At 65.2% G+C, this 22,533-nt stretch carries 20 protein-coding genes; 6 read left to right on the top strand and 14 right to left on the bottom strand.

The window, feature by feature from the left end; genetic code table 11:
• The coding region (phnF, locus tag AC0L3A_RS29060; RefSeq protein WP_473255593.1) for a phosphonate metabolism transcriptional regulator PhnF at positions 1–768 on the top strand (768 nt) is incomplete at its 5' end.
• Between the two features lie 109 nt (positions 769–877).
• On the opposite strand, the gene phnE (AC0L3A_RS29055) is transcribed toward phnF, so the two are convergent.
• The 4 genes from phnE (AC0L3A_RS29055) to phnC form a co-directional block, all read right to left on the bottom strand.
• Positions 878–1,726 carry a phosphonate ABC transporter, permease protein PhnE gene (phnE, locus tag AC0L3A_RS29055; protein ID WP_473255592.1) on the bottom strand — a complete coding sequence of 283 codons (849 nt, stop codon included), beginning with the start codon at positions 1,724–1,726 and terminating at the stop codon, positions 878–880.
• A complete protein-coding gene (gene phnE, locus AC0L3A_RS29050; RefSeq protein WP_473255591.1) occupies positions 1,723–2,607 on the bottom strand; it encodes a phosphonate ABC transporter, permease protein PhnE in 885 nt (294 codons plus the stop codon). The genes phnE (AC0L3A_RS29055) and phnE (AC0L3A_RS29050) overlap by 4 nt, the downstream gene beginning before the upstream one ends.
• A gap of 76 nt (positions 2,608–2,683) precedes the next feature.
• Positions 2,684–3,619, bottom strand: coding sequence for a phosphonate ABC transporter substrate-binding protein (gene phnD / locus AC0L3A_RS29045; protein WP_219682481.1), 936 nt, complete (start codon positions 3,617–3,619; stop codon positions 2,684–2,686).
• Positions 3,620–3,682: 63 nt separating this feature from the next.
• Positions 3,683–4,492, bottom strand: a complete 810-nt coding sequence (phnC, locus tag AC0L3A_RS29040; RefSeq protein ID WP_007597623.1) for a phosphonate ABC transporter ATP-binding protein — start codon at positions 4,490–4,492, stop codon at positions 3,683–3,685.
• A gap of 183 nt (positions 4,493–4,675) precedes the next feature.
• Here phnC and AC0L3A_RS29035 point away from each other — a divergent pair, with 183 nt between their 5' ends.
• From AC0L3A_RS29035 to AC0L3A_RS29025, 3 genes are read left to right on the top strand one after another with little or no spacing between them, the layout of a single operon-like run.
• Positions 4,676–5,335 carry an LbetaH domain-containing protein gene (locus tag AC0L3A_RS29035; protein WP_473255590.1) on the top strand — a complete coding sequence of 220 codons (660 nt, stop codon included), beginning with the start codon at positions 4,676–4,678 and terminating at the stop codon, positions 5,333–5,335.
• Complete coding sequence (locus AC0L3A_RS29030) at positions 5,332–6,525, top strand: alpha-D-ribose 1-methylphosphonate 5-triphosphate diphosphatase (RefSeq protein WP_473255589.1); 1,194 nt, start codon at positions 5,332–5,334, stop codon at positions 6,523–6,525. Before AC0L3A_RS29035 ends, AC0L3A_RS29030 begins: the two co-directional genes overlap by 4 nt.
• An 18-nt stretch (positions 6,526–6,543) precedes the next feature.
• On the top strand, positions 6,544–7,242 hold the full coding sequence (locus AC0L3A_RS29025; protein ID WP_007597626.1) for a DUF1045 domain-containing protein: 699 nt from the start codon (positions 6,544–6,546) through the stop codon (positions 7,240–7,242).
• 3 nt (positions 7,243–7,245) lie between these two features.
• On the opposite strand, the gene AC0L3A_RS29020 is transcribed toward AC0L3A_RS29025, so the two are convergent.
• The 6 genes from AC0L3A_RS29020 to AC0L3A_RS28995 all read right to left on the bottom strand — a co-directional run bounded on the left by AC0L3A_RS29020 (position 7,246) and on the right by AC0L3A_RS28995 (position 14,157).
• Positions 7,246–7,839, bottom strand: coding sequence for a hypothetical protein (locus AC0L3A_RS29020; RefSeq protein WP_088941049.1), 594 nt, complete (start codon positions 7,837–7,839; stop codon positions 7,246–7,248).
• Between the two features lie 77 nt (positions 7,840–7,916).
• The gene (locus tag AC0L3A_RS29015; protein ID WP_007597628.1) at positions 7,917–9,317 is read right to left on the bottom strand and encodes a selenium-binding protein SBP56-related protein; all 1,401 of its coding nucleotides are present in this window, start codon (positions 9,315–9,317) and stop codon (positions 7,917–7,919) included.
• A gap of 307 nt (positions 9,318–9,624) precedes the next feature.
• Positions 9,625–10,566: a dihydrodipicolinate synthase family protein gene (locus tag AC0L3A_RS29010; RefSeq protein WP_007597629.1), complete on the bottom strand. Its 942-nt coding sequence runs from the start codon at positions 10,564–10,566 to the stop codon at positions 9,625–9,627.
• 124 nt (positions 10,567–10,690) lie between these two features.
• Positions 10,691–12,772: a methyl-accepting chemotaxis protein gene (locus AC0L3A_RS29005; RefSeq protein ID WP_007597630.1), complete on the bottom strand. Its 2,082-nt coding sequence runs from the start codon at positions 12,770–12,772 to the stop codon at positions 10,691–10,693.
• Positions 12,773–12,901: 129 nt separating this feature from the next.
• Positions 12,902–13,672, bottom strand: coding sequence for an enoyl-CoA hydratase (locus AC0L3A_RS29000; protein ID WP_473255588.1), 771 nt, complete (start codon positions 13,670–13,672; stop codon positions 12,902–12,904).
• Between the two features lie 11 nt (positions 13,673–13,683).
• The gene (locus AC0L3A_RS28995) at positions 13,684–14,157 is read right to left on the bottom strand and encodes a MarR family winged helix-turn-helix transcriptional regulator (protein ID WP_473255587.1); all 474 of its coding nucleotides are present in this window, start codon (positions 14,155–14,157) and stop codon (positions 13,684–13,686) included.
• Between the two features lie 211 nt (positions 14,158–14,368).
• Between AC0L3A_RS28995 and AC0L3A_RS28990 the strand changes: the two genes are divergently transcribed.
• Positions 14,369–16,087, top strand: coding sequence for an ATP-dependent Clp protease adaptor ClpS (locus tag AC0L3A_RS28990; RefSeq protein WP_473255594.1), 1,719 nt, complete (start codon positions 14,369–14,371; stop codon positions 16,085–16,087).
• A gap of 25 nt (positions 16,088–16,112) precedes the next feature.
• Here AC0L3A_RS28990 and AC0L3A_RS28985 read toward each other — a convergent pair whose 3' ends face one another.
• The 3 genes from AC0L3A_RS28985 to AC0L3A_RS28975 form a co-directional block, all read right to left on the bottom strand.
• Positions 16,113–17,774, bottom strand: a complete 1,662-nt coding sequence (locus tag AC0L3A_RS28985) for a tannase/feruloyl esterase family alpha/beta hydrolase (RefSeq protein WP_473255586.1) — start codon at positions 17,772–17,774, stop codon at positions 16,113–16,115.
• A gap of 76 nt (positions 17,775–17,850) precedes the next feature.
• Positions 17,851–19,095 carry a phosphoglycerate dehydrogenase gene (gene serA, locus AC0L3A_RS28980; RefSeq protein WP_007597639.1) on the bottom strand — a complete coding sequence of 415 codons (1,245 nt, stop codon included), beginning with the start codon at positions 19,093–19,095 and terminating at the stop codon, positions 17,851–17,853.
• Between the two features lie 99 nt (positions 19,096–19,194).
• On the bottom strand, positions 19,195–20,427 hold the full coding sequence (locus AC0L3A_RS28975; RefSeq protein ID WP_354126940.1) for a rhodanese-like domain-containing protein: 1,233 nt from the start codon (positions 20,425–20,427) through the stop codon (positions 19,195–19,197).
• A 182-nt stretch (positions 20,428–20,609) separates the two neighbouring features.
• On the opposite strand from AC0L3A_RS28975, the gene AC0L3A_RS28970 reads away from it, so the two are divergent.
• Positions 20,610–21,278, top strand: coding sequence for a hypothetical protein (locus AC0L3A_RS28970; protein WP_219682492.1), 669 nt, complete (start codon positions 20,610–20,612; stop codon positions 21,276–21,278).
• A 57-nt stretch (positions 21,279–21,335) separates the two neighbouring features.
• On the opposite strand, the gene AC0L3A_RS28965 is transcribed toward AC0L3A_RS28970, so the two are convergent.
• On the bottom strand, positions 21,336–22,529 hold the full coding sequence (locus tag AC0L3A_RS28965) for a PepSY-associated TM helix domain-containing protein (protein WP_354126941.1): 1,194 nt from the start codon (positions 22,527–22,529) through the stop codon (positions 21,336–21,338).
• Positions 22,530–22,533 lie beyond the last annotated feature (4 nt).

Genomic DNA, 22,533 nt, shown 5'->3' with positions numbered 1-22,533 from the left:
AAACGGGGGTTTTTTGCCCCCCCCCCCCCCCCCCCCTTCCCCCCCCCCCCCCCCCCCCCCCCGGGGGGGGGGGGGGGCCGCCGGGCCGCGGCGGCGGGGGGGGGGGCCCGCGCCGCCGGCCGCTTGGCGGCCCGCGACAAGCTGCCGGGCGAGGTGGAGATCGCCGAAACCTATCGCGTGAACCGCCACACCGTGCGACGCGCGCTGGCCGCGCTTGCCGAGCGCGGCATCGTGCGGGCCGAACGCGGCAGCGGAACCTATGTCGAGGCGCAGAAGCTCGCTTATCCACTGCGCTCGCGGACCCGCTTCTCCGAGATCGTCGGCGCCGACGGCCGCGAACCGCATGGCCGGCTGATCGAGGCGTCCGATGATGTCGCGACCCGCGAACTCGCGCGGGAACTTGGATTGAAGGCCGGCGCACCGTTGGTGCGGATCGAGGCGATGCGCCTCGCCGACCGCACGCCGATCTGCGTCTCCACGACGTGGCTGTCGGCGCAGCTGTTCCCGGGTGCGGGCGACGTCTTTGCTGCCACCCGCTCGATGACGAAACTGCTCGAGCATTACGGCGTCCGCGACTATCGCCGGGGCGCGACCCGGATCACCGCCGGCATCGTCGACGCAACCGACGCCGCCCGGCTCGATCTGGCGCTGGGACGACCGATCCTGGTGGTCGATGCCACCGACCACGATCTCGACGGCAAGCCGCTGGTGACCAAGCATTCGCGCTTTGCCGCGGAGCGGGTGGAATTTCTGGTGGAGAACGGGTGAAGAATCGTAGGGTGGGCAAAGGCGCGCTTGCGCCGTGCCCACCATCTATCCAACGTCGCGATTGAAGTGGTGGGCACGCTTCGCTTTGCCCACCCTACGAAATCGGTGATCAGGCCACCGCCCTTCGCCCAATAATCGCAAACCGCAATTTGCCCGAAACGAAATCGATCGCGGCGACCGCGATCAGGATCATCAGGATCAGGAACGACACTTTCTGCCATTCCAGCACGCGGATCTGCTCGGCGAGCTGGAGGCCGATGCCGCCGGCACCGACGATGCCGATGATGGTAGCCGAACGCGTGTTCGACTCGATGAAATAGAGCACTTGGCCGGCGATCACGGGCAAAACCTGCGGCAGCAGACCGAAGCGGATCTCGTGCAGCGCACTGCCGCCGGAGGCGCGGATGCCCTCGACCTGCTTCTGGTCGGCGCCCTCGATCGCCTCCGAGAACAGTTTTCCAAACGCGCCGAAATCCGACACGGCAATGGCGAGCACGCCGGCAAACGGGCCGAGCCCGACCACGTTGATCCACACCAGCGCCCAGATCAGCGTGTCGACGCCGCGGATCGAATCCAGGAAACGCCGAATCGGGAAGCGCAAAATGCTCGACGGCACGACGTTACGCGCGGCAAGAAGACTGACCGGCAGCGCGAACAGTGCGGCCAGCGTCGTGCCGAGCAGCGCGATCGACAGCGTCTCGCCCAGCGCCTTCAGATAGATCGGCAGCGACGAGCCGGGATCCGGCGGGATCATCATCAGGCTGATCCAGCCGAGCTGGTTGAGGCCCGCGACGAACCGCGACGGCGAGAAGTCGAGATCGACGAGGCCGTAAATCAGGATCGCGAGCGCCGCGACGATCATCGCCGGCATGGCGAGCCGCGCCGAGGCCGGCCGGTCGAACACGTCAGGATAGCGCGCGCGAAGCGCCGCGGTATCGGTCTCCTGCGGTCCCGTCACGTCCGCGCCTCCTTGCCGAACAGGCGGCCGCGCAGCCAGCCGGTGCTGATGTCGATGATGAAGACCGTGACGATGATGGTGAGCAGGATCGCGCTGACGTCGGAGTAGTAGAACTTGCGGATGGCGACGACGAGCTCCTGGCCGATGCCACCGGCACCGACAAAGCCCATCACGGAGGCCTCGCGGACGTTGATCTCGAAACGCAGCAGCGCGTAGCTGGCATAGCCTGCCATGACCTGCGGCAGGATGGCGAAGCGCATACAGGAGAGCCAGCTTGCGCCGGTCGAGCGAACGCCTTCGACCGGCTTCATGTCGGCGTTCTCGACGATCTCCGAGAACAGCTTGCCGAGCGCGCCGGTGGAGTGAATCGCAATTGCGAGCACACCCGCCATCGGACCGAGACCGAAGGCGATCACGAAGATCAGCGCAAACACGATGCCGGGCACCGTGCGGGCGAATTCGAGCAGGCGCCGCACCGTGAAACGCAGCCAGGGCGCGGGCGAGGTGTTTTCAGCAGCGAAGAAGTTGAGGCAAAATGCAAAAACCGCGCCGATCAACGTGCCGACATAGGAGATCAGCACGGTCTCGCCCAGCATCTTCAGCCATTTGCGCCAGCCCCACAGCCACTCGCCGACATCGGTCCAGACCCGCTGTCCGTTGTCGAGTGTAAGGATGCGGTCGAAATAGCTGATGAAGTTGCCGTAATGGGTGAACAGCGTGCGCAGATTCACTTCGGCGCCGAACGCGGCCGGACACAGTGCAGCGGCGAAGATCACGGCTCCAAACAGGAGTCGGAGCCGCCTGCGCGCGACCGCCTGGCGATAGGCGGCGTTGAGCACGGCGAGCTGCTGCTCGGGAAGGATCGAAACCGCGACGGTCATCTGATCAGGAAAGGTGGTCGATCAAAGAGAAAGAGCCGGGTCCATCGACCCGGCTCCAGTGGCATCGTCCCGAAATTCAGGACGCCTTCTTCTTACGCAGCGCATCGACGAACTTGATCAGCTCGATCGTGCCATCCCAATCCTTGGTGGTCGCGGGATGGAAACCCTTCTTCTGGCCGTCCTGGAGGCGATCGAAAGCCGCCTTGTCCTTGACCGGCGCGTCGAAGAACGCCTTGGCGATGGCGGCCTTGGCCTCTTCCGGCAGGTCGGAATTGTAGGCATAGGGGCCGTTGATGATGGGCGCCGATTTGTGGATGATGCGGAAATCGTCCTTCTTCATCGCCGAGCCGTCGGCATTCTTCAGCATGCCCTTGGTCAGCATCTGCGCCAGCGTCGAATCGTCATCGCTGGTCCACTGGTTGGCGGCAACGTCGACAGTGCCCTGCGCCAGCGCCAGGATCGCGTTCTCATGGCTGCCGGTGAAGACGACCTTGCTGAAATAGGTGTCGGCATCCGCGATGCCCATCTTGTCGAGCTCGAAGCGCGGCACGTTGTTGCCGGAGGTCGAGTTCGGGTCGACCAGGCCGAGGTTCTTGCCTTTGAGCTGGTCGATGCTCTTGTAGGGGCTGCTCGTCTTGACGAAGAACACCGAGTAATAGCCGGTCGAGCCGTCGGAATTGATGTCGTTGGCGAAGGCGTCGGTCTTGACGCCGGTCAGGCGGGCGCGGGCGAACGAGGCAGAGCCGTAGCTCGCGATGTGGATGTTGCCGGCGCGCTGGCCTTCGATCACGGCAGCGTAGTCGTTGGCGATGCGCAGCGTGACTTTCACGCCCAGTTCCTTGGAGAGATAGCTCATGAACGGCGCCCAGCGCTCGGTGACGCCCGAGGCGTTTTCCGCCGGAATGACCGCGAAGGTCAGCTCGGGATATTTGGCCTTCCAGTCTTCGGCGGACGCGGAAGCCGTGAACGCGAGCGCGGCGGCGCCGGCAAGAATCAATCTGCGAGTAATCATGATAGCCTCTTCATTGGTTGAGGTCGGTTGACGCAAAACTGGTGAGTCCTGAAGCGGCGCAGCTCAGGCGGCGGCCGCCGTTCCAAGCGCCGGAATGCCCTGTCGCACCGGTGCAGGCGTGCCGCCCATGACATCGGCGGCTTCGAGATCGTAGAGCTCGCGCGCAACGTGTTCGGTCAACTCGGCCGGCGCGCCGTCGAACACGACGCGGCCCTGCGCCATGCCGATCAGCCGGTCGCAATAGCTGCGCGCCAGATCGAGCGAATGCAGGTTGCAGAGCACGGTGATGCCGAAATGCTTGTTGATGCGCAGCAGCGCATCCATCACGATCTTGGTGTTGCGCGGGTCGAGCGAGGCGATAGGCTCGTCGGCGAGAATGATGTCGGGCTGCTGCACCAGGGCGCGGGCGATCGCCACGCGCTGCTGCTGGCCGCCGGAGAGCTGATCGGCGCGCTGGGCTGCGAGCGGGGCGATATCGAACTGTTCGAGCGCGGACATCGCCAGCGCCTTGTCCTGCTCGGGCCAGGTCTGCGACAGCGAGCGCCAGGCTGGCATCGTCGCGAGCCGTCCCATCAGGACGTTAGTGAGAACATCGAGCCGGCCGACCAGGTTGAACTGCTGAAAGATCATCGCCGAGCGCGCTCGCCACTGCCGCAGCTCCTTGCCGCGCAACGCGGTGACGTCGAGGCCGTCGAACAGGATGCGACCCTGCGAAGGCGTCGCGAGACGGTTGATGGTCCGCAGCAGGGTCGACTTGCCGGCGCCGGACCGTCCGATCACGCCGACGAAACCGCCGGGAGAGACTTGAAACGAAGCGTCGTCCACCGCGGCTTTCACCCCGAAGCGACACGTCAGACCTTCAACCACCAGCATGCAGGGCTCCAGAGTAGCTGGGACCCACCGCTAACCCCGGCGCTTGACACTTGTGTGACACGGACGTTGCGGTGCGGCGATCCTACACACCTCATCCCCTGTTCATCCCCTGTCATCGCGTCGTCATGACATTGTCATCAAGCCGCTCGAAGAGAAACGCCCGCCCTCTCGTTCGGATGCAACATGGCCGCCAAAGCTCTTTCGGTCCAGCCGACCATCGATCCCTCGGCGAAGCTGCACGACACCAGGCTTGGGGCCTACACCGAGGTCGGCGCGCGCACGATGCTGCACGAAGTGACGATGGGCGATTACTCCTATGTCGTGAATGACGCCCAGATCACCTACACCACCATCGGAAAATTCTGCTCGATCGCGGCGATGACACGGATCAATCCGGGCAATCACCCGATGCACCGGGCCACGCAGGCGCATTTCACCTATCGGTCGAGCGCCTATTTCGAAGGCGAGAGCGACGACACGGAATTCTTCGACTCGCGGCGCCAGCACCACGTCCATATCGGTCACGACGTCTGGATCGGTCACGGCGCGATCGTGCTGCCGGGTCGCAACATCGGCACCGGCGCGGTGATCGCGGCCGGCGCCATCGTCACCAAGGACGTGCCGGCCTACACCATCGTCGCCGGCAATCCGGCGCGCATCGTGCGCCGGCGGTTCTCGGAAGAGGTTGCGGGGCGGCTTGCGAGGCTCGCCTGGTGGGACTGGGATCACGACAAGTTGCGTGAAGCCCTGCCCGATTTCCGCAAGCTCGGGATTGAGGATTTCCTCACGACATACGAAGCAGGGGCACCTTCCTCTGCCAGCAAACGAAGCGCGGTCGCGTGACAGACATATTCCTCGAGGGCGGCCGGGCCCTGATCGGCTCCGAGTTCGTCGAAACGTCGCTTCTCGTGTCCGGAACGGACATCGCGCAGGTCGATGGCTCTCGCAGCCGCGTACGACTTGCGATCGACGCGCGCGACCTGCTGGTGCTGCCTGGCATCGTAGATCTGCACGGCGATGCCTTCGAGCGACAGATGATGCCGCGTGCCGGGGTCGACTTCCCGATCGATGTGGCGCTCGCCGACAGCGATCGCCAGGCGATCAGCAACGGCATCACCACGGTGTTTCACGCCACGACCTGTTCGTGGGAGCCGGGCCTGCGCAGCGCCGACAATGCGCGCGGCCTGATGGAGGCGATCGAACGGCAGCGCCCGCAGTTTGCCGCCGACACCCGCTTTCACCTGCGCCACGAGACCTACGATCTCGACGCCGAGGCCGAGATCTCGCAGTGGCTCAGCGAGGGCCGCGTCGACCTGTTCGCCTTCAACGACCACATGGACGGCACGGTTGGGGACATGGCCAAGCCCCGCAAGCGCAACCGCATGGTGGAGCGCACCGGCCTCTCGGGTGAAGATTTCGACCGGCTGGTCGGACACATAATGTCCCGCGCCGCGGATGTGCCGCCTTCCGTGTCGCGACTCGCCGCCGCGGCGCGCGCCGCCGACGTGCGGATGCTCTCGCATGACGATGCGACGCCGGCGATGCGCCAGAGCTTTCGCGCGATGGGCGTGGCGATCGCGGAGTTTCCGATCAACGAGGAGACGGCGCGGGCGGCAGCAAGCCACGGTGATGCCATCGTCTACGGCGCGCCGAACGTCGTGCGCGGCGGCAGCCACACCGGCTGGACCAAGGCATCCGACATGATCGCCAAAGGGCTCTGCTCGGTGCTGGCCTCGGACTACTACTATCCCGCGCAGCTGCTCGCTGCGTTCCGCCTCGCTGCCGATGGCGTGCTGCCGCTGACCGAGGCCTGGAACCTGGTCTCCGCCGCGCCCGCGCGCGCAACCGGCCTTGCCGATCGCGGCGTACTGGCGGAAGGACGGCGCGCGGACATTCTGCTGGTCGACGACCGCATGCCGCTGCGGCCGCGGCTGATCGCCGTGATATCAGGCGGCAAGCTCGTACATCTCACCGACGCGACGCGGTTGCTTGGCATGGCAGCTACCCCGCGCGAAGCTGTCGTCGCGGCATAAACCGGTTATGTTCGGTCCATGACAGATTTTCCCCGCTACGCGATCTACCATGCCGCCAGTGCCGACAGCGCCGTCTCGCGCTTCGGCGCCGAACTGCTCGGCTATGATGCGCATACCGGCCGAGAGCTGCCGTTCCCGGACGAGGCCCTGCGCACGGCTCCGGACTGGCGTGATGTCACCGCCGATCCCCGCAAATACGGCTTTCACGCCACGCTGAAGGCGCCGATGGCGCTGGCGTCCGACAGGCGCGAGGTCGAGCTTGTTGCGGCCTGCGCGACATTCGCCGGCAGGGCACGCGCAATTCCGGTGATCCGCCCGGTCGTCGATTCCATCAGCGGCTTCATCGCCGTCATTCCGGCGGAGCCGGTCGGCGAACTCCAGCAGCTCGCCGCCGATTGCGCGCGCGACTTCGATTCCTTCCGCGCGCCGCTGAGCGCGGAAGACCGCGCGCGGCGCAAGCCGGAGAAGCTGAGCGAACGGCAACGCGACTATCTCGACCGCTGGGGCTATCCTTACGTGATGGAGGAATTCCGCTTCCACATGACGCTGACGGGCCGGCTCGACGCGGAGCGGCGCGGGCCGATTCTGGACATGCTGCGGGGGAGGTTTGCTGCGCTCGGTCTCAAGACGCTTGCGATCGATCGCGTCGCGCTGTTCAAGCAGGATGACGCCAAAGCTCGCTTCCGCATCATCGGCGAGTGGGCCTTGACGCAGTAAGCGTCAGTGCCAGCTCGCGAGATTGAAGCCGAGCGCCACAACGCCAACCAGAATGAGGCTGGTCGCCCAGATTACATCCAGATTGAACCAGCTTCGCGAGACGAATCTCAATCCCAGATGGCGGTAGACCAGCCATGCCAGGCATCCGCCGGCGCTGACCATGGCGGCAACGTGCACCAAAGACACCAGCACCGCCATCCCGAGACTCGCCTTCATCAGCGCGCCGGCGGCCTCATGGCCGGCATCGAGTTCGAAGGCCTGGCAGAGCCCGAGATAGATCGGCACGAGCATCAAGGCGGCGCCATGAGCAATGGCAACGGCAAATGACCAGAGCGCCAATTGCGTCGGCGGAATTCGTGCCAGCGCGCGCGGATGGCGCCGCTCGACCAGCCGATAGACGCCGAAGCCGATGACGAGAAGGCTCGCGCCGAGCTGGATCGAACGCTGCCACTCGGCCAGCACGAGAAGGAACGCGAATGGCAGCAGCACGAGAAGCGTTGCCAGGAGATGCCCGGCCGCCAGAGCCCACAAAGCACGAAAGAGCGCGCGCGGGCTCTTGTCCATGAGCCCGGCCGAAACGGCGAGCGGCCAGCCCATTCCCGGATTGACCCCGTGATAGAGACCGCTCGCAACAAGAGCGAGCCACAGCCAGCCGAGGCTCGCGTGTGCCCAATCTAGGCCGACGGGTAGCAAAAGGAGTCCGTCGAACAATCACCGCCCTCCAGCCTGATCTGGTGCGCACGATATCCGTCGGGGAAGCTCACGAAGTAGTTCTTGTCGAGCTCAAGGCCGCCATTGCGACCGACATTGGCCATGACTTCCACACCCGGAACGCCATCGGGATAGAACTGGTCATCCCAGGTGGAATAGAGCGAATTGGTCCAGTACACCCGCCTGCCGTCGCGGCTGATCTCGACCATCTGCGGGCCGGCCGCAAATGCCTTGCCGTTCGGATGACGGGTGCGGCGCGCGATGCCGCCGATGTGAACCGAGCCCGCAAGCTTCGGCTTTCGCGGATTACTCACGTCGTACTGGCGCATCTCACCCGTGCCCCAGCACGAGACGTAGAGAAAACGATCATCCATCGACAGGTCGATGTCGGTCACCAGCGGCGGCACGGCGCCAAAGCCCTGAAGCAGCGGCGGGAGCTTCTCCTTTGGCGCAGGCTCGGACGGGATCGTCGCCGTCTTCTCCGCATGGAATTTTCCGCCTTCGCGCCACCAAGTCCAGATCGAGGCTTCGAGATTCGTGGTGTCGACCACAACGCCTACGAAGCCGTATTCGCGAACCGGATCGTGCGCCGGCCGTACCTCCAGCGCCATCTGATGATTGGCGCCGAGGTCGATGGTCTGCACGTTGCGACGGGCGCGAAGATCCCAAAAGTGGAGACGATGGCCATATTTGTTCGCCAGCAGATCTTCCGCGACGATTCCGTTCTCGAACTGCGGCGGCAACGCCCATTCACTCGTCACCATGTAGTCGCGCGGCAGGTTCCACCAGAAATCATAGTGCAGCGTCTGCGGACCGCGGTCGATCTCCCATCGTCCAAGGACCTCGAACGTCTCGCAATCCATGATGAAGACGCCTGGAGGCCCGTTGGTGCCGTCCTTGCCGCCGCCGCCGAGCGTGCTCACATAGACGCCGTCCGGCCCGCAATGGATGGTATGCGGCCGCGAATAGCCGGTCTTTTTGAAAACTTCCTCGGGCTCGATGATTTTATGGATTTTGGCTTTGGTCGGATCGGGCTTGGTATCGATGATGTAGATCCGCGACGAGCGCAGCCCGGGGATGATGAGATAGCGCCGCTCGATGAAGGCATGCCCAGTGAGCGGCGACAAGGCGGAGGAGCAGGCATTCCAGCCGAAGTGATGAAACTCATCGCCCTTGTTGGGCATCGTCACGGTGTGGACGATCTGGCTGTAGGTCGGCGATCCCGGCTTGACGTCGATGACCGCGAGAGCATCCGGTTTTGAGAAATCCGGACTGAGCAGCAACGTGTAGGCAAAGTTCTCCGCAGGAGCTTCCATCGCAAGCTTGGGCGATGCGTGAAAGGTGGGATCCGGCCTCATCGTCATGGCACTGCCTCCCTGTCTCGTTGGTTCGCACCAACCTGGTTCGGAATAGCGGCATAATGAAGAGTTGTTGCGCGATGTCTTGATATGCTCCGCGGGCCTGGTTGGCGAGCGAACAATATGTCATCGCCGGGCTGCGCGAAACCGCCCGAACCGCGTTAATTCGACGCTTTCAGCCGGCGGGATCAGGCCAGGGCGCGCACCTCACAGCGCGCCTCACACTCAGTGTCGTCCCGGCCTAGTGCGCAATCGCGCACGGGAGGCGGAACACATAACCTTCGGGCGCGCTTGTCCAGGACGCCGGCAGAGGCTACTTCCCCCACCGCAGCGCCAGCGCATCCCGTTCTTTCGCGAGCTCCAGCAGCCCGGCCCGCGTCGCCGGGTGCAGCGGCTGGAGCGGATGCCGCACCGTGTCCGACTTGATCACGCCGCCGGCCTGCATCATCGCCTTGCAGGCGATCAGGCCGCATTGGCGGTTTTCGTAGTTGATCAGCGGCAGCCAGCGTTCGTAGGAGGCCTTCGCCTCTTCACGCTTGCCGGCGAAGTAGGGATCGACAATCTGGCGGATGCCGTCGGGATAGCCGCCGCCGGTCATCGCGCCGGTGGCGCCTGCATCGAGATCGGCGAGCAGCGTGATCGCTTCCTCGCCGTCCCAGGGACCTTCGATATCGCTGCCGCCCGCCTCGATCAGGCTACGCAGCTTTGCAGCCGCGCCCGGCACCTCGATCTTGAAATAGCGGATGTTGGAGAAGTCGCGCGCCAGCCGCGCGAGCAGCTCGACCGACAGCGGCGTGCCGGCGACGGGCGCATCCTGGATCATGATCGGAATCTTGATTGCGCCCGACAGCACCTTGAAGAATTCGACCACGCCTTTCTCCGGCACGCGGAAGGTCGCGCCGTGATAGGGCGGCATGACCATCACCATGGCGGCACCGGCCGCCTCGGCCTGCTGGCTCCGCGCGGCGCAGACGGCCGAGCTGAAATGCGTGGTGGTGACGATCACGGGAACCCGGCCCGCGACATGCTCCAGCACTGCATGCATCACGGTCTCGCGCTCGGCGTCCGTGAGCACGAACTGTTCGGAAAAATTCGCGAGAATGCACAGACCGTTCGAGCCTGCGTCGATCATGAAATCGATGCAGCGGCGCTGTCCCTCGAGGTCGAGCTCGCCGCGCTCGTCGAAGATGGTGGGCGCGACCGGGAACACGCCGCGATAGGGGCGCTGGGCCTTGTGTTGAGGCGTGACCGGCATCGAACTCTCCATCCCTGATATCTCTTACATCTGCCGCGACGCTCGCGCCGCGTCACAGATGTACCCGCCGCGCGCATCGGCGGCAATGCCGATCGCGCGACGTAGGGACGGAAGATTGTCGAAGCTATGCGGTCCTCACCGCGCCCAAAAAGCCCTCGACCGCGACGCGGAGACGATCGGCATCGGCGGACATTTTCGTCACGGACACCGACAGGACCGAACCGGCATTGCCTGTCTCCTGGTTGAGCCTGGCGACGCTGCCGATGGTGTCGGTGACCTCGCGGGTTCCCTGCGCGGCCTGCTGGAAGTTGCGGGAGATCTCGGTGGTGGCCGCGCGCTGCTGTTCGACGGCGGCGGCGATCGCCGTCATCTTCTCGTCGATGCCGCTGATCGCGCCGCCGATCGCGCGGATGGCAGTGACCGCCTGGCCCGTCGCGCCCTGGATCTCCGCGACCTGGCGGGAGATCTCTTCTGTCGCCGTCGCCGTCTGCGAGGCGAGGCTCTTGACCTCGCCGGCAACCACGGCGAAGCCGCGGCCGGCCTCGCCCGCGCGCGCGGCTTCGATGGTGGCGTTCAACGCCAGGAGATTGGTCTGCCCTGCGATGGCGTTGATCATCTTCACGACCTCGCCGATGCGGCCAGCGGTCTGATCGAGGATCTCGACCGTCGCATTGGTCTGCGCTGCCTGCGACACGGCCTCGCGGGCCTCGCGGGCGCTGGCCTGCACCTGCGCGGAGATCTCGCCGACGGACGCCGAGAGTTCTTCGGTCGCGGCCGCGATGGTCTCGAGATTGTTGGTGGCCTGTTCGGCGGAGGACGAGACCGCCGCGGTCTGGCTGCTCGATTCCGTAACCAGCGAGCGCACGTCGGTCGCGGTGGCATCGAGTTCCTTCGTCGAGGCCGCAACGCTGTGAATGACGGCTTGCACGGTGTCGTCGAAACTGCGGCAAGCCGCATCGACGGTGCCGGAGCGGGCGAGCTGGAGCGCCTGCTGCGCTTCGCGCTCCCGGCCCAGGCGTTCCGCGGTCGCCGCGCTCTCGCGCAGGCTTTCGAGTGCGGCCGCCATGGTGCCGAACTCGTCGGGATACCTGGATTGCGGGACGGGCGTTGCGTAGTCGCGGGCGCTGATCTTGGCGATGGCGTCCACAATGGCGCGCACCGGGCGCATGAGGCGGTTGCGGACCACGTACACGCCGGCCAGGGTCACGGCCAGCGCGAGCAGGAACGCGAGCGACTGTACGACGAGATTGGTGAGCGCCTTGGCCTGCACCGTTTCCGCCCGGACGATCGACTGGTCGAGCGCCTTGTTCGCCACCGCGACGATGGACGCGAAGGGTGACTGACACAGCGTATTCCATTCCGCGGCGGGCATCGCGGGCTTGCCGCTGCCGTCAAAATTTTTCGTGAGGTCGCCGATCTGCTTGAGGGCACCGTCGGTCGTGGCCTTTGCGTCCGTCGCTGCCGTCACCAGCTCTGCCGCCACGTCCGGCGCAGCCAGCAACTCGGCCATGCCCGCCCAGCCGGAGGCGATCGTGCCATCCCATTGCGCCACTGACCGCTTCTGAGCGTCATCGAGCGGCTTGCTGGCGTTGACGTTGGAGCGAAGGGACGAACAATGGATTCCATAACGATCGCGCACCTGCCAGGCGAAGCGCCGAACCTGGATCATGCGGGCGATGAAGGGGTCGTTCATCCAGGCACGGTTCGAGACCGCGGTGGAGGCGAGATTGGCCGTGTCGATCACCTTGGTGACGGCATCATACCAGGAGTTGGTGCGCTCGATCTTGCGCTCCGCGCGCGGGCGCTTGGCTTCATCGTAGAACAGCTGGAATTGCGGCGAGGCGGCGCTCCAGCCCTGCTTCAATGTGCCAGCGAGTTCGTCGCGGCGGGCGAAATCGACGGTGGCGAGCGCAGCGCCAATCGCGTCGTAACCTCCCTGCTCAGCCTTTTCCACCTCGCCGAGTTTTGCCCGCGGGTCGTCCTCGCCGAGGATTGCGCTCTGCGCATCGCCGCGATTGTGGCGCAGCGCCAGCACGCCCTGGAAGATCGCCTTGTCGGCGGCGGCGAGCCGCGCGGTCTCCAGGCTGTCGCTATAGCGGCCGAACGCCCCAACCATCTGGATCGCCGTAGAGGCCAGCGCACCCGCGGCCAGCAGGGCCATCAAGGTCAGGAGAAGCGAACTTACCGATTTCTTAAACATTGCCATGGTGTCGGGGGCCTGAGGTCGGGGGCCTATTCTTCGGGCACCACCTTGCCCCGCGACATGCCAATGTTCCGTTAAGGTTTTAATCGAATGGGCGTGAGTTTCCGGCCCAAGGAGCCCCGGCCCCGGCCATCACGCAACCTTGGTGAAATCCGGCGGGCGGCGTTCCGCGAACGCCGTGAAGGCCTCGCGCGCCTCGGCGGTGCGCAGGCGCAGTCCGAACTGCTCGCCTTCGGCATTCATCTGCGCGACCAGCGCCTCGCCATTGCGCATCAGCTTCTTGGTGGCGGTGAGCGCGCCGGCCGGCTGACGGGCAAGACGCTGCGCCAGCGCGAGCGCCTCGGCATCGAGCTTGTCGAGCGGCACCACGCGGTTGGCGAGCCCCCATTCCAGCGCGGATTTGGCCGGCACGGCCTCGCCCAGCGCGAACATCTCGTAAGCCCGCGCATAGCCGATGCGCGCCGGCATCAGCAGGCTGGAGGCGGCTTCCGGCACCAGCGCAAGGCTGACGAAGGGCGTCGACAATTGCGCGTTGTCGGCAAGCACGACGAGGTCGCAATGCAGCAGCATCGTGGTGCCGACGCCGACGGCGCGGCCCTGCACCGCGGCGACCAAGGGCCGGGTGCAGCGCGCCAGCGACTGGATGAAGCGCACGACGTTGCGGCTTCCTTCCGACTTGCCCGCCGCGACCGCCGCGAATTCGCCGACGTCGTTGCCGGCAGTGAACATGTCGCCCTCGCCGCGGATCAGGATCACGCGGGCCAACGCATCGGACTCGGCGGATTCGATGGCATCGGCAAGCTTGCCGTACATCGCATCCGTCAGTGCGTTCTTCTTGTCGGGGCGCGCCAGCGTGAGCGTAAGAATTCCGCCGTCGTTCTCGATCCGGACGTGCTCGGTCATGGGTCTCTCCTCTATTCCTCTGTATCGCTCAAAGGCTCTGTTGGAAGTTCTCTTGGAAACTTGTCCTGAATGCTGGTCAGCCAGCGCGCGACGATATCGATCTCCGCACTGGTGAATCCGTCCGTCAAGGCAGCGTTGACCTGTGCCGCGTTGGCCTTTGCCTGTGCGAGCGCTGCACGACCCCTCGGCGTCAGCCATACGCGCCAGGCGCGCCCGTCCTCGCGATCGGCCCGCCGCTCGATCAATCTTGCAGCTGCCGTGCGGTCGACGAGGCCGGAGATGCCGGCCGGCCCCAGATCGAGCGCCGTGCCCGCCTCGCCCATCAGGACGCCGTCCTGCTTGCCGAGGATGAACAGAAGCCCTGCCTGCGCCGGCGTGACCTCGCTCGAAGGCTGCGCCGCCATCCAGCGCTGCAAGCGCCGCTGCGCAACGCTCAACAGGTAGATCAGCCGATGATGCCCCGCGCCGGCTGCTTTATTTCGCATGCGAAATAGATAGTCGAAGCGGTTCAGATTGTCAAAGAGCGGCGGCTAGGTCGATGTGCCGCGGCAGTCGTCGAGGAACAGGGCCGCACCGGCGCACCAGGACCTCAGCCACCAATCGCAATTAGTCGCCGCCGCCCCGCTTGACGGTCGCTGCTTTTTGTGTTCCCTATTCGTTCTATTCAATCATAGATTGTCCCGGAGACCTTTCGTGATGAACAGTATGCGTGGCGAGAACCAGCCGACCCAGCTCGTAATTCATAATGACGATGATACGCCGGACCAATTCGTGATGGATCTGCTTCGGCAGGTCTTCGGCAAATCAGACCGTGAAGCGACCGCGCTGATCACCCAGATCGAGCAGAAGGAAAAGGCGGTTTGCGGACCTTACCCTCAATCGGTTGCCGAAGTCCTTTTCAAATCTGCGCAACAATCGATCGGCCTGGCCGGCCATCGACTGCAGGTCACGCTTGAGGCGGTCAAAACTCCTTGCGAACTCTGCGGGAAGCCCGAGGGACAGATGGACGTGCGTATCGGCGACCGCACGGTCTGGCTGTGCAGCGACTGCATGCGTGCGGCGGATGAGCCCTCGAACGAACAAGAGGAAGATTTCGACTTTGCTTGCGACGTTCTCGATTGGCACCTTGCCAGCACCGCGCGCAGCAAACTCGTGACCACGATCCGCCAATTTCCCGGCCACATGCGCGTCGATCTCCAGGCCGCAGTCGACCGGCTCTTCGGCAAGGCCATCCGGCTGGTGGGATTGAACGAGGAGCAGCGCTACGAAACGCTGTCGATTCCACGGCTGCTCAAGGAGGGCCGCTATGCGATCGCGATCGCCCCGCTGCAATATTCCGACGTCGACGTAGGCGAGAAGCGCCCGGTCAAGTGTCTGGATAACGGACTATGGCTGTGTGAGCAGGATCATCTCCGCTATGCGGTTTTGCTCTGCGCACACCGCGAATACAGTCGCGAGCCCGGAATTCGGATCGAGATCCTGGTGTCTTCAGGTTCCGCAGGCGCGGCTCTGGTCCAGCAGTGCTTCAGTGAATTGGAAGAAGCCGTACAGGCTGCGCGGACCTATCGCGGCAAGATCCTGTCGCTCGATGCGGACTCCGACTATCGCGGTCGCTCGCGCGGCATCACGGTGCATCGCTTGCCGCAGGTGTCGCGCGACGAGGTGATCCTGCCGGAGCAGACCCTGCGGCTGCTCGATCGCAACGTTCTGACCTTCGTCAACACCCGAGACCAATTGCGCCGGTTGGGCCAATCGACCCGCAAAGGCATCTTGCTGTACGGCCCGCCGGGCACCGGCAAGACCCACACGATCCGCTATCTCGCAACGCATTTGCCCGGGCATACGACGCTGATCATCACGGCCGAACAGATCGGTCTGCTCGGCGCCTATATGAGCCTGGCACGGCTGCTCCAGCCGTCGATGGTGGTGATCGAGGATGTCGATCTCATCGCCCGTGACCGCGATGACATGGGGCCGTGTGAGGAATCCATGCTGAACAAGCTGCTCAACGAGATGGACGGGCTGAAGGAAGATGCCGACATCCTGTTCGTCCTGACCACCAACCGGCCGGAGGACCTCGAAGGTGCTCTCGCGGGTCGCCCCGGCCGCATCGACCAAGCCATCGAAGTGCCGCTACCCAACGAGACCGGCCGCGGCAAGCTGGTCCGGCTCTACGGCAAGGGACTGCCGCTCGACGAGGCGGTCATCGCAGAGGCTGCCCGGCGTAGCGACGGCACGAGTTGCGCCTTCATCAAGGAGCTGATGCGGCGGCTGGCGCAAGGAAGCATTGCGCGGGACGGCGGCAACACCGTGGTCTCCGCCGATATCGACGAAGCCCTCGACGACATGCTGTTCTCCGGCGGCCGGCTTAACGCGCAGCTGCTCGGCGGCGCGCAGGCAATGGCCACCGGGTGACGCTTCCTCCGACGTGGTGCGCCTGCTACGGAGCGCACATGAAGCTCGACGCCTCCGTCAGCGGGCCGCTCTTGTAGTGCGGCCAGGCCGGCCAGCGGCACAGCGGCAGCGCGCGAAGCGTCGCAAACGACGGCGCCTCGACCTTCTGCTCGGCGACTTCGAGGTTGCCGGGCGCCTTGGCCTTTTCGACCCAGTCGACCAGCGCGCTCAGCATGTCGACATTGGCCGGCGCGCCGGATCCGACATGGTCGACGCCGGGCGCGGTGTAGAGCCGCGCGAATTCAGCCGTCTCGGCCTTGCCGAGCTTACGTTCGACGTTCTCGAAATAACGGATGCCGGCATAGGGGCTCTGCGCGTAGTCCGCCATGTGCTCGAGCATGATCAGCCGGCCGCCGCGAGCGCGGAAGCGGCTGAGATCGGGGTCGGTGGAATCCATCAGGCTGGAGACCTCGAGCAGCCGCGCCTTGTGCTGTTCGGGCTTGTACGTCGTCACGTCGAGCTTGGGATCGCGCGCGAACACATATTGGATGCCGCCGGCACCGTAGATCCAGGCGATGCCGTTATTGGGCGTGGGTGGCTGCGCCGGGGGCGCCGTGCCGAGCCACCACGCGACCCAGCCGCCGGTCGGGCCAACCGCCGGCGTGTCCTCGCCCGACACGCCCCAGCCCGGATAGTCGTCGAGGCCATTGGCAAGCGCGAACGGGAATTTGTAGGTCGCATGCAGGGTCTCGATTGCCTTGATCTGTGCGTCGGTGAGGCACTGATCGCCGGTCTTGCCGCTCGCGCAACGCAGCGTCTCCGCCTTGAACGCCGCCTTGCAGGATACAGGATCCTGCACCAGCGCGTCATCGGAGCCATCGGCCTTGTCGCAAGCCGCGCGCACGGCATCGCCCACAAGCTTCACCTGCGCCGGGTTGATCCAGCCGTCACCCATGGTCACGAGCCCGGAACGCGTGCCGGCATGCTGAAGGCCGACCCAGTTGATGACAGGCACGCGGGCAAAGATGCCGTCGAAATCGTCAGGATAGCGCTGTGCCATGGTGAGGCCTTCGCGGCCGCCTTCGGACGAACCCATGAAGTACATCTTCTCAGGTCTCTTGCCGTAGGCGCGCTGCATCAGCGTGACGGCGGCATCGCGCACCTTCTTGTAGGCGCGATGGGCGAAATTCTCGAAGGCTTCGTCGTTGAGCGCGAACAGCTGCGGCGGTTCGCCCGGCTTGGACTCATGACCGGAATCGGTGCCGTAGGTGACGAAGCCGCGCGCGAGCGGCGACGGCTTGTCGAAGGGATAGGCCGGCGGCAGCGTCAGGCCCGTGATCAGCACGCCGTTGAATCCGCCGCCGCCATATTGCAGCGAGCGGCCGTTCCATTCGACGGGCAGATTGACCTGAAATTTGATCGGCGGCGCCTTGGGATCGCTGGGATCGATATGGCCGAGCAGCTTGCAGAAGCCGGGATTGGCGGGCGTGACGCGCTGCGACGGCGTCGGGCCGCGTTCGGCGACGGCAAGCTGCGACGGCGCCAGCAACGTCGCCGAATCGATCTTCACGGCGTCGATGCCGCCGACGAGGCCCTTGCAGACGGTGTCCGCATCCTCGGCCAGCGTCGCCGCTGAAGCCGAATTCGCGCCGAGCACGCCCGCTGCGCCCACCAGCAATGCGCACAGTGTCACATGGATTTGCGCCATCGTTTCCCCCTGAGTTCCTGTTCGTTCCGCCAGAAGGCCGCATTCAAGGCGCCTGCGGCCGGTCGTCAATGCAGTGCTAGTGCTCAAACACCAGCCGCGCGCCGACGGTCCCCTCGAGGCTGCGGATCTGCTGCAGCAGCGCGCCTGAATCCTGGCCGCCGAGGTCGGCATCGAGCACGACGTAACCGAGGTCGCCCGAGGTCTCCAGATACTGCGCGGCGATGTTGATGTCGCGCTGGAGGAAGACCTCGTTGAGCCGGCGCAGCATGCCGGGCACGTTGCGATGGACGTGGCTGAAGCGCGCGCCGGAGGGACGCAGATGCAACTGCACCTCCGGAAAATTCACCGCCCCCGTGGTCGAGCCGGTGATGAAAAAATCGACCAGCTTGCGCGCCACCTCGCCGCCGATGCGCTCCTGCGCCTCCTCGGTCGAGCCGCCGATATGCGGCGTGAGGATGACATTGCCGAGGCCCTGCACCGGGCTCTTGAAGCGGTCCGAATTCGAGGACGGCTCGACCGGAAACACGTCGATGGCGGCACCCGCGAGATGACCGTCGCGCAGAGCCCCCGCCAGCGCATCGAGATCGACGACGGTGCCGCGGCTGTTGTTGATCAGAAGGGAGCCGGGCTTCATCGCCCGCAGCTCCTTCTCACCGATCATCCCAGCGGTCTCCGGCGTCTCCGGCACGTGCAGGCTGACGACGTCGCTCTGCGCCAGCAGCTCTTCCAGCTTTTCGACCGGCTCAGTGTTGCCGTGGCGGAGCTTGTCGGTACGGTCGAAATAGATCACGCGCATGCCGATCGCTTCGGCCAGCGTCGAGAGCTGCGAGCCGATGTTGCCGTAGCCGATGATGCCAAGGGTGCGGCCGCGCACTTCGCGGCTGCCGGTCGCCGACTTGTCCCAGCCGCCCTCATGGGCCGACACCGAGCGCGGGAAGATGCGCCGCAGCAGCATCACGATCTCGCCGATCACGAGCTCGGCGACGCTCCGCGTGTTCGAGAACGGCGCGTTGAACACCGGAATGCCGCGCTTGCGCGCCGCCAGCAGATCGACCTGGTTGGTACCGACGCTGAAGCAGCCGACGGCGAGAAGCTGGTCGGCTGCTTCCAGCACCTCATCGGTGATCTGGGTGCGCGAGCGAATGCCGAGCAGCGACACGCCCTTAAGCGCCCGCCGCAAATCCTCGCCGTCCAGCGCCTTGGTCAGGCGCTCGACATTGGTGAAACCCGCCGTTCTGAACAGGTCCACGGCGCTGTCGTTGACGCCTTCGAGCAGCAGCGCCTTCGCGCTCCGCTCAGGGCTTTGGCCTGGGACTGGCATGAAATCTCCGTGGGTCACAGCTTTGCCGCAGCTCATAGACCGCGGGGGATGCGCAGCACAATAGGGTTCGGATACGGGGAGAAGATGGCGGAGCGGTCGTCAGATCACATAAAACCCGTGCGTTCCGTCAAGCCGCAACTGATCGACCAGACCATACTCCCAGTCGAGATAGGCCTGCATCGCGCGCTCGTCGACGCCGGTGCCTTCATAGGGGCGGCGGTAACGGTGGGCGGGGTCGGGCTTGGGCAGGACGTGCGGCGGACCGATTTCGAGGGCGCCGTCATAGCCACCTTCCTGTACATAGACCTCCCAACCCATCTGCGCGAGCCAGGACGCCGTCATGTCGGCGCGGACGCCCCTGTCGTCGGTCAGCACGATGCGCGCGCCGCGCACTGGTGCTGCCATATCGGTCTCCTGGACGAGCTGGCCGCCAGGATAGTGGCGAAACCCCGGGAGATGACCTGCGGCATATTCCTCGGCGTCACGCACGTCGAAGCGATGGAGCGTGCGATCGGTCTGCGCGACAAGCGCAGCCATCTCGCTCGCGCCGATATGCCGGACACCGGCGCGATAGGCGACGTCGCGCGCATTGGCCCGGCCGCCCGCGAACGATCCGATCGCGCCACGCCGGTCGGCACCATGATCAAGCGTATGCCGCGCCAGCGTCCAACCGATGGTGCCGTTGCGCAGCGCCCGAACCTTGTTCGGCACGCCAGCATTGATCAGCGATTGGGTGCCGATGATCGAGCGGGTGCGGCCGGCGCAATTGACGATGATGGTGGTGTCGGCATCGGGTGCCGCCTGCCCTGCCCGCAGCACCAGCTCCGCGCCGGGCACGCTGACCGAGCCCGGAATGTTCATGGTGGCATATTCGTCGAAGCGGCGAACGTCGAGGATGGCGATGTTGGCCTTGTCCGCGATGAGTTTTGCCACCTCGTCGGCACTGAACGACGGCGTATGCCTGCGCGATTCGACCAGCTCGCCAAAGGCTTTTGAGTAGGAGTTGACGTCCTCGAACACCTGATAGCCCGCGTCGCGCCAGGCCTTCAGCCCGCCATCGAGCGCGCGGACGTTGGTATAGCCGAGCGCGGCCAGCCGCTCGGTGCCGGCAGTGACCAATCCCTCGCCGTCGTCATAGAGCACGATCGGCACATTTTTGCGCGGCAGCCTGACCTCGGCTTCGATCTCGATCCGATCGGCGGCCAAATTGGCGGCGAACAATGGATGTCCCGTCGCGAAACCAGCCTCGTGCCTGAGATCGAGCAGCGCGATCTCCTCGCGAAGCAGCAGCGCGCGGCGAATGTCGGCGGGGGTGACGGTGGTGAGCTTCATGGGGTAGGCAACCTTAGGAGACTTGAACGGGACTGGTTCTTGAATGATTGCCGTCCGGTTGGCCAGCCCGATCCGGGGCATGGCCCCGCCCGGCGGCGCGCCCGCCCTGGCCCCTCGCTGAAAAATCGTTTCGTATGCCGCGCTTGGGGGCTAGAGTTTCCAAATCGTCTGGGGGGCGCAATATGAAAATGTTGAAATTCCTGGTGATATTTCTGGCGCTTCCGGGCGTCGCCATGGCCGCGCTCACCAATGCCGAACGCAAATCGCAATTCGAGCGGGCAATGGCCTCGATCATGGCCGCAGCGACGCCGGCCGTACACCCAACGCTTCGCGACACGCTGATCAAGGACTATCTCGCCTGCAAACCCAACAAGGGACAGGCCGTGGAGCTCATCCGCGCAAGCTATTTTCGCTCCTGCGAGCATGAAGACCCGTCTGTCACCGGCGACCGCTCGCTCGAAGCGTGTCAGCTCCGCTACGGCAAGCCATGCGCCCTGCTGGCCGTCAACGAGGAAATCGTCGCCGAAGGCGAGCTCGCGTCGAGAGACATGCCGCGGCTGCACTATGCAGGCAAGTACGACTTGTCGCAGATTCCGATCATCCGGCGGATCACGCGACAGCGCCCTGACGTGCAGAACTACGACAAGGCCATGGAGCCCAAGGCGATCGCGATCCATCCCTGGGGCAAACTATTCATCTCGGCAGGGGATCCCAGCCTGAAAGACGCCCAGACCTCCGCGTTGGCGAAATGCAACAGCGATCCCGCGCGGAACGGCCGAGATGGCGGCTGCTTCGTCTACGCCATCAACAACGACATCGTCATTGACGAACGGCGCATGCAGGCGAAGTGACATGAGGGCGGCAGGTCAGCCGGGCGACCCCAAGCCGTGTCGAAGCAGTTCGTCCGTTCACTCGCCCGGCACGAGCCGGCCGAGCCGCGGCTGCACAGGGCGCCGCATCCTGCGGCGCGACAGATAGAGCAGGACGCCGGTGACCGCGAACAGCGGCATCAGCGCAGCCGCGACCATGAACGCGAGCTTGCCGGGCCAACCCAGAATCGCACCGCGGTGGATGTCGAGCACATTCGCGATGATCTTCTCGCCGAACGTCTTGTCGGCGTAGCGTTCCGCAGAGACCAACTGACCGGTCACGGCGTCGATGCGGAGTTCGTCGCGGGTAGTATCGAGGGTGGAGTCTTTCCCCCAGGAGCGGATCCGTATCACCGTGCCCGGACCGGCGGGCAGCGTCAGTAACGCCTTGGAGAAGCGGCTGCCCTCTTCGTGCAGGAAGGCGGCCCACGCGCGATCAAAGCCGATCGGCGGCGCCGTCTCGCCGGCGCCGGTGGCACGCGACGCCTTTGTGGGCATCTTGGGCTGCATCTTAGCGGCGGCGACTTGCGGCCGCGACAGCAACCAGACGACGCCATCCTTGTACCAGTCGAACGAGTACCAGAGCCCGGTGAGCGTCATCACCAGATAGACCGGCAGGACCCAGGTGCCGATCACCGCATGCAGCGACCGATGCAGCCCGCGCCCGCTGAGCCGGACATTGGGCTTCAGCCACATCTTCACGCTGCCTGCACGCCGCGGCCAGCGCAGCACGAGGCCCGAGATGAGCATCACGATCAAGCCGAGCGCGGCCACGCCCGTGATCTGACGCCCCCAGCCCTTGGCGTCGCCGGGAATCAACAGCCAGCGATGCAGCTTGCGCACGGTCGCGAAAAACTCTTCGCCGCGCGGTGCGCCCAACACGCGCGCGTCATAGGGATCGACATAGAGCGAGGACGGCCGCGCGCCTCGTTCGTCGCGGGCGAAGCGCACATGCACCGCGGCGGACGGATCACTTGCTAGCGTCACGGCGGAGACCTTGCCGACATCCTGCGCCGCAGTCAGGCGCGCAACCAGTTCGTCCGGCATCAGCGCCGCTGCCTGGCGCGGCGCGACCTGCATGATGCCGCGGTTCAGATAGTCGCCGATCTCGTCCTCGAAACTCATGATCGCACCGGTCAGCGCGATCACAGCGAGTAGCAGCGCGAGCGCGAGGCCCGCGATGGAATGGACCTGAAGCAGAACGGCCTTGATCGCGCGCCAGCACTCATGCATCGGC

The organism is Bradyrhizobium sp. MI1.3, from assembly GCF_055811695.1.
The sequence above is the reverse complement of the archived record's forward strand: the minus strand, read 5'-3'. Positions and strand labels throughout refer to the sequence as shown.

Bases quoted from the DNA above. Each gene is read 5' to 3' on its own strand.
- phnE (WP_473255591.1), bottom strand. From the start codon at position 2,607: ATGACCGTCGCGGTTTCGATCCTTCCCGAGCAGCAGCTCGCCGTGCTC.
- phnD (WP_219682481.1), bottom strand. From the start codon at position 3,619: ATGATTACTCGCAGATTGATTCTTGCCGGCGCCGCCGCGCTCGCGTTC.
- phnC (WP_007597623.1), bottom strand. From the start codon at position 4,492: ATGCTGGTGGTTGAAGGTCTGACGTGTCGCTTCGGGGTGAAAGCCGCG.
- AC0L3A_RS29035 (WP_473255590.1), top strand. From the start codon at position 4,676: ATGGCCGCCAAAGCTCTTTCGGTCCAGCCGACCATCGATCCCTCGGCG.
- AC0L3A_RS29025 (WP_007597626.1), top strand. From the start codon at position 6,544: ATGACAGATTTTCCCCGCTACGCGATCTACCATGCCGCCAGTGCCGAC.
- AC0L3A_RS29020 (WP_088941049.1), bottom strand. From the start codon at position 7,839: ATGGGCTGGCCGCTCGCCGTTTCGGCCGGGCTCATGGACAAGAGCCCG.
- AC0L3A_RS29015 (WP_007597628.1), bottom strand. From the start codon at position 9,317: ATGACGATGAGGCCGGATCCCACCTTTCACGCATCGCCCAAGCTTGCG.
- AC0L3A_RS29010 (WP_007597629.1), bottom strand. From the start codon at position 10,566: ATGCCGGTCACGCCTCAACACAAGGCCCAGCGCCCCTATCGCGGCGTG.
- AC0L3A_RS29005 (WP_007597630.1), bottom strand. From the start codon at position 12,772: ATGGCAATGTTTAAGAAATCGGTAAGTTCGCTTCTCCTGACCTTGATG.
- AC0L3A_RS29000 (WP_473255588.1), bottom strand. From the start codon at position 13,672: ATGACCGAGCACGTCCGGATCGAGAACGACGGCGGAATTCTTACGCTC.
- AC0L3A_RS28995 (WP_473255587.1), bottom strand. From the start codon at position 14,157: ATGCGAAATAAAGCAGCCGGCGCGGGGCATCATCGGCTGATCTACCTG.
- AC0L3A_RS28990 (WP_473255594.1), top strand. From the start codon at position 14,369: ATGAACAGTATGCGTGGCGAGAACCAGCCGACCCAGCTCGTAATTCAT.
- AC0L3A_RS28985 (WP_473255586.1), bottom strand. From the start codon at position 17,774: ATGGCGCAAATCCATGTGACACTGTGCGCATTGCTGGTGGGCGCAGCG.
- serA (WP_007597639.1), bottom strand. From the start codon at position 19,095: ATGCCAGTCCCAGGCCAAAGCCCTGAGCGGAGCGCGAAGGCGCTGCTG.
- AC0L3A_RS28975 (WP_354126940.1), bottom strand. From the start codon at position 20,427: ATGAAGCTCACCACCGTCACCCCCGCCGACATTCGCCGCGCGCTGCTG.
- AC0L3A_RS28970 (WP_219682492.1), top strand. From the start codon at position 20,610: ATGAAAATGTTGAAATTCCTGGTGATATTTCTGGCGCTTCCGGGCGTC.
- AC0L3A_RS28965 (WP_354126941.1), bottom strand. From the start codon at position 22,529: ATGCATGAGTGCTGGCGCGCGATCAAGGCCGTTCTGCTTCAGGTCCAT.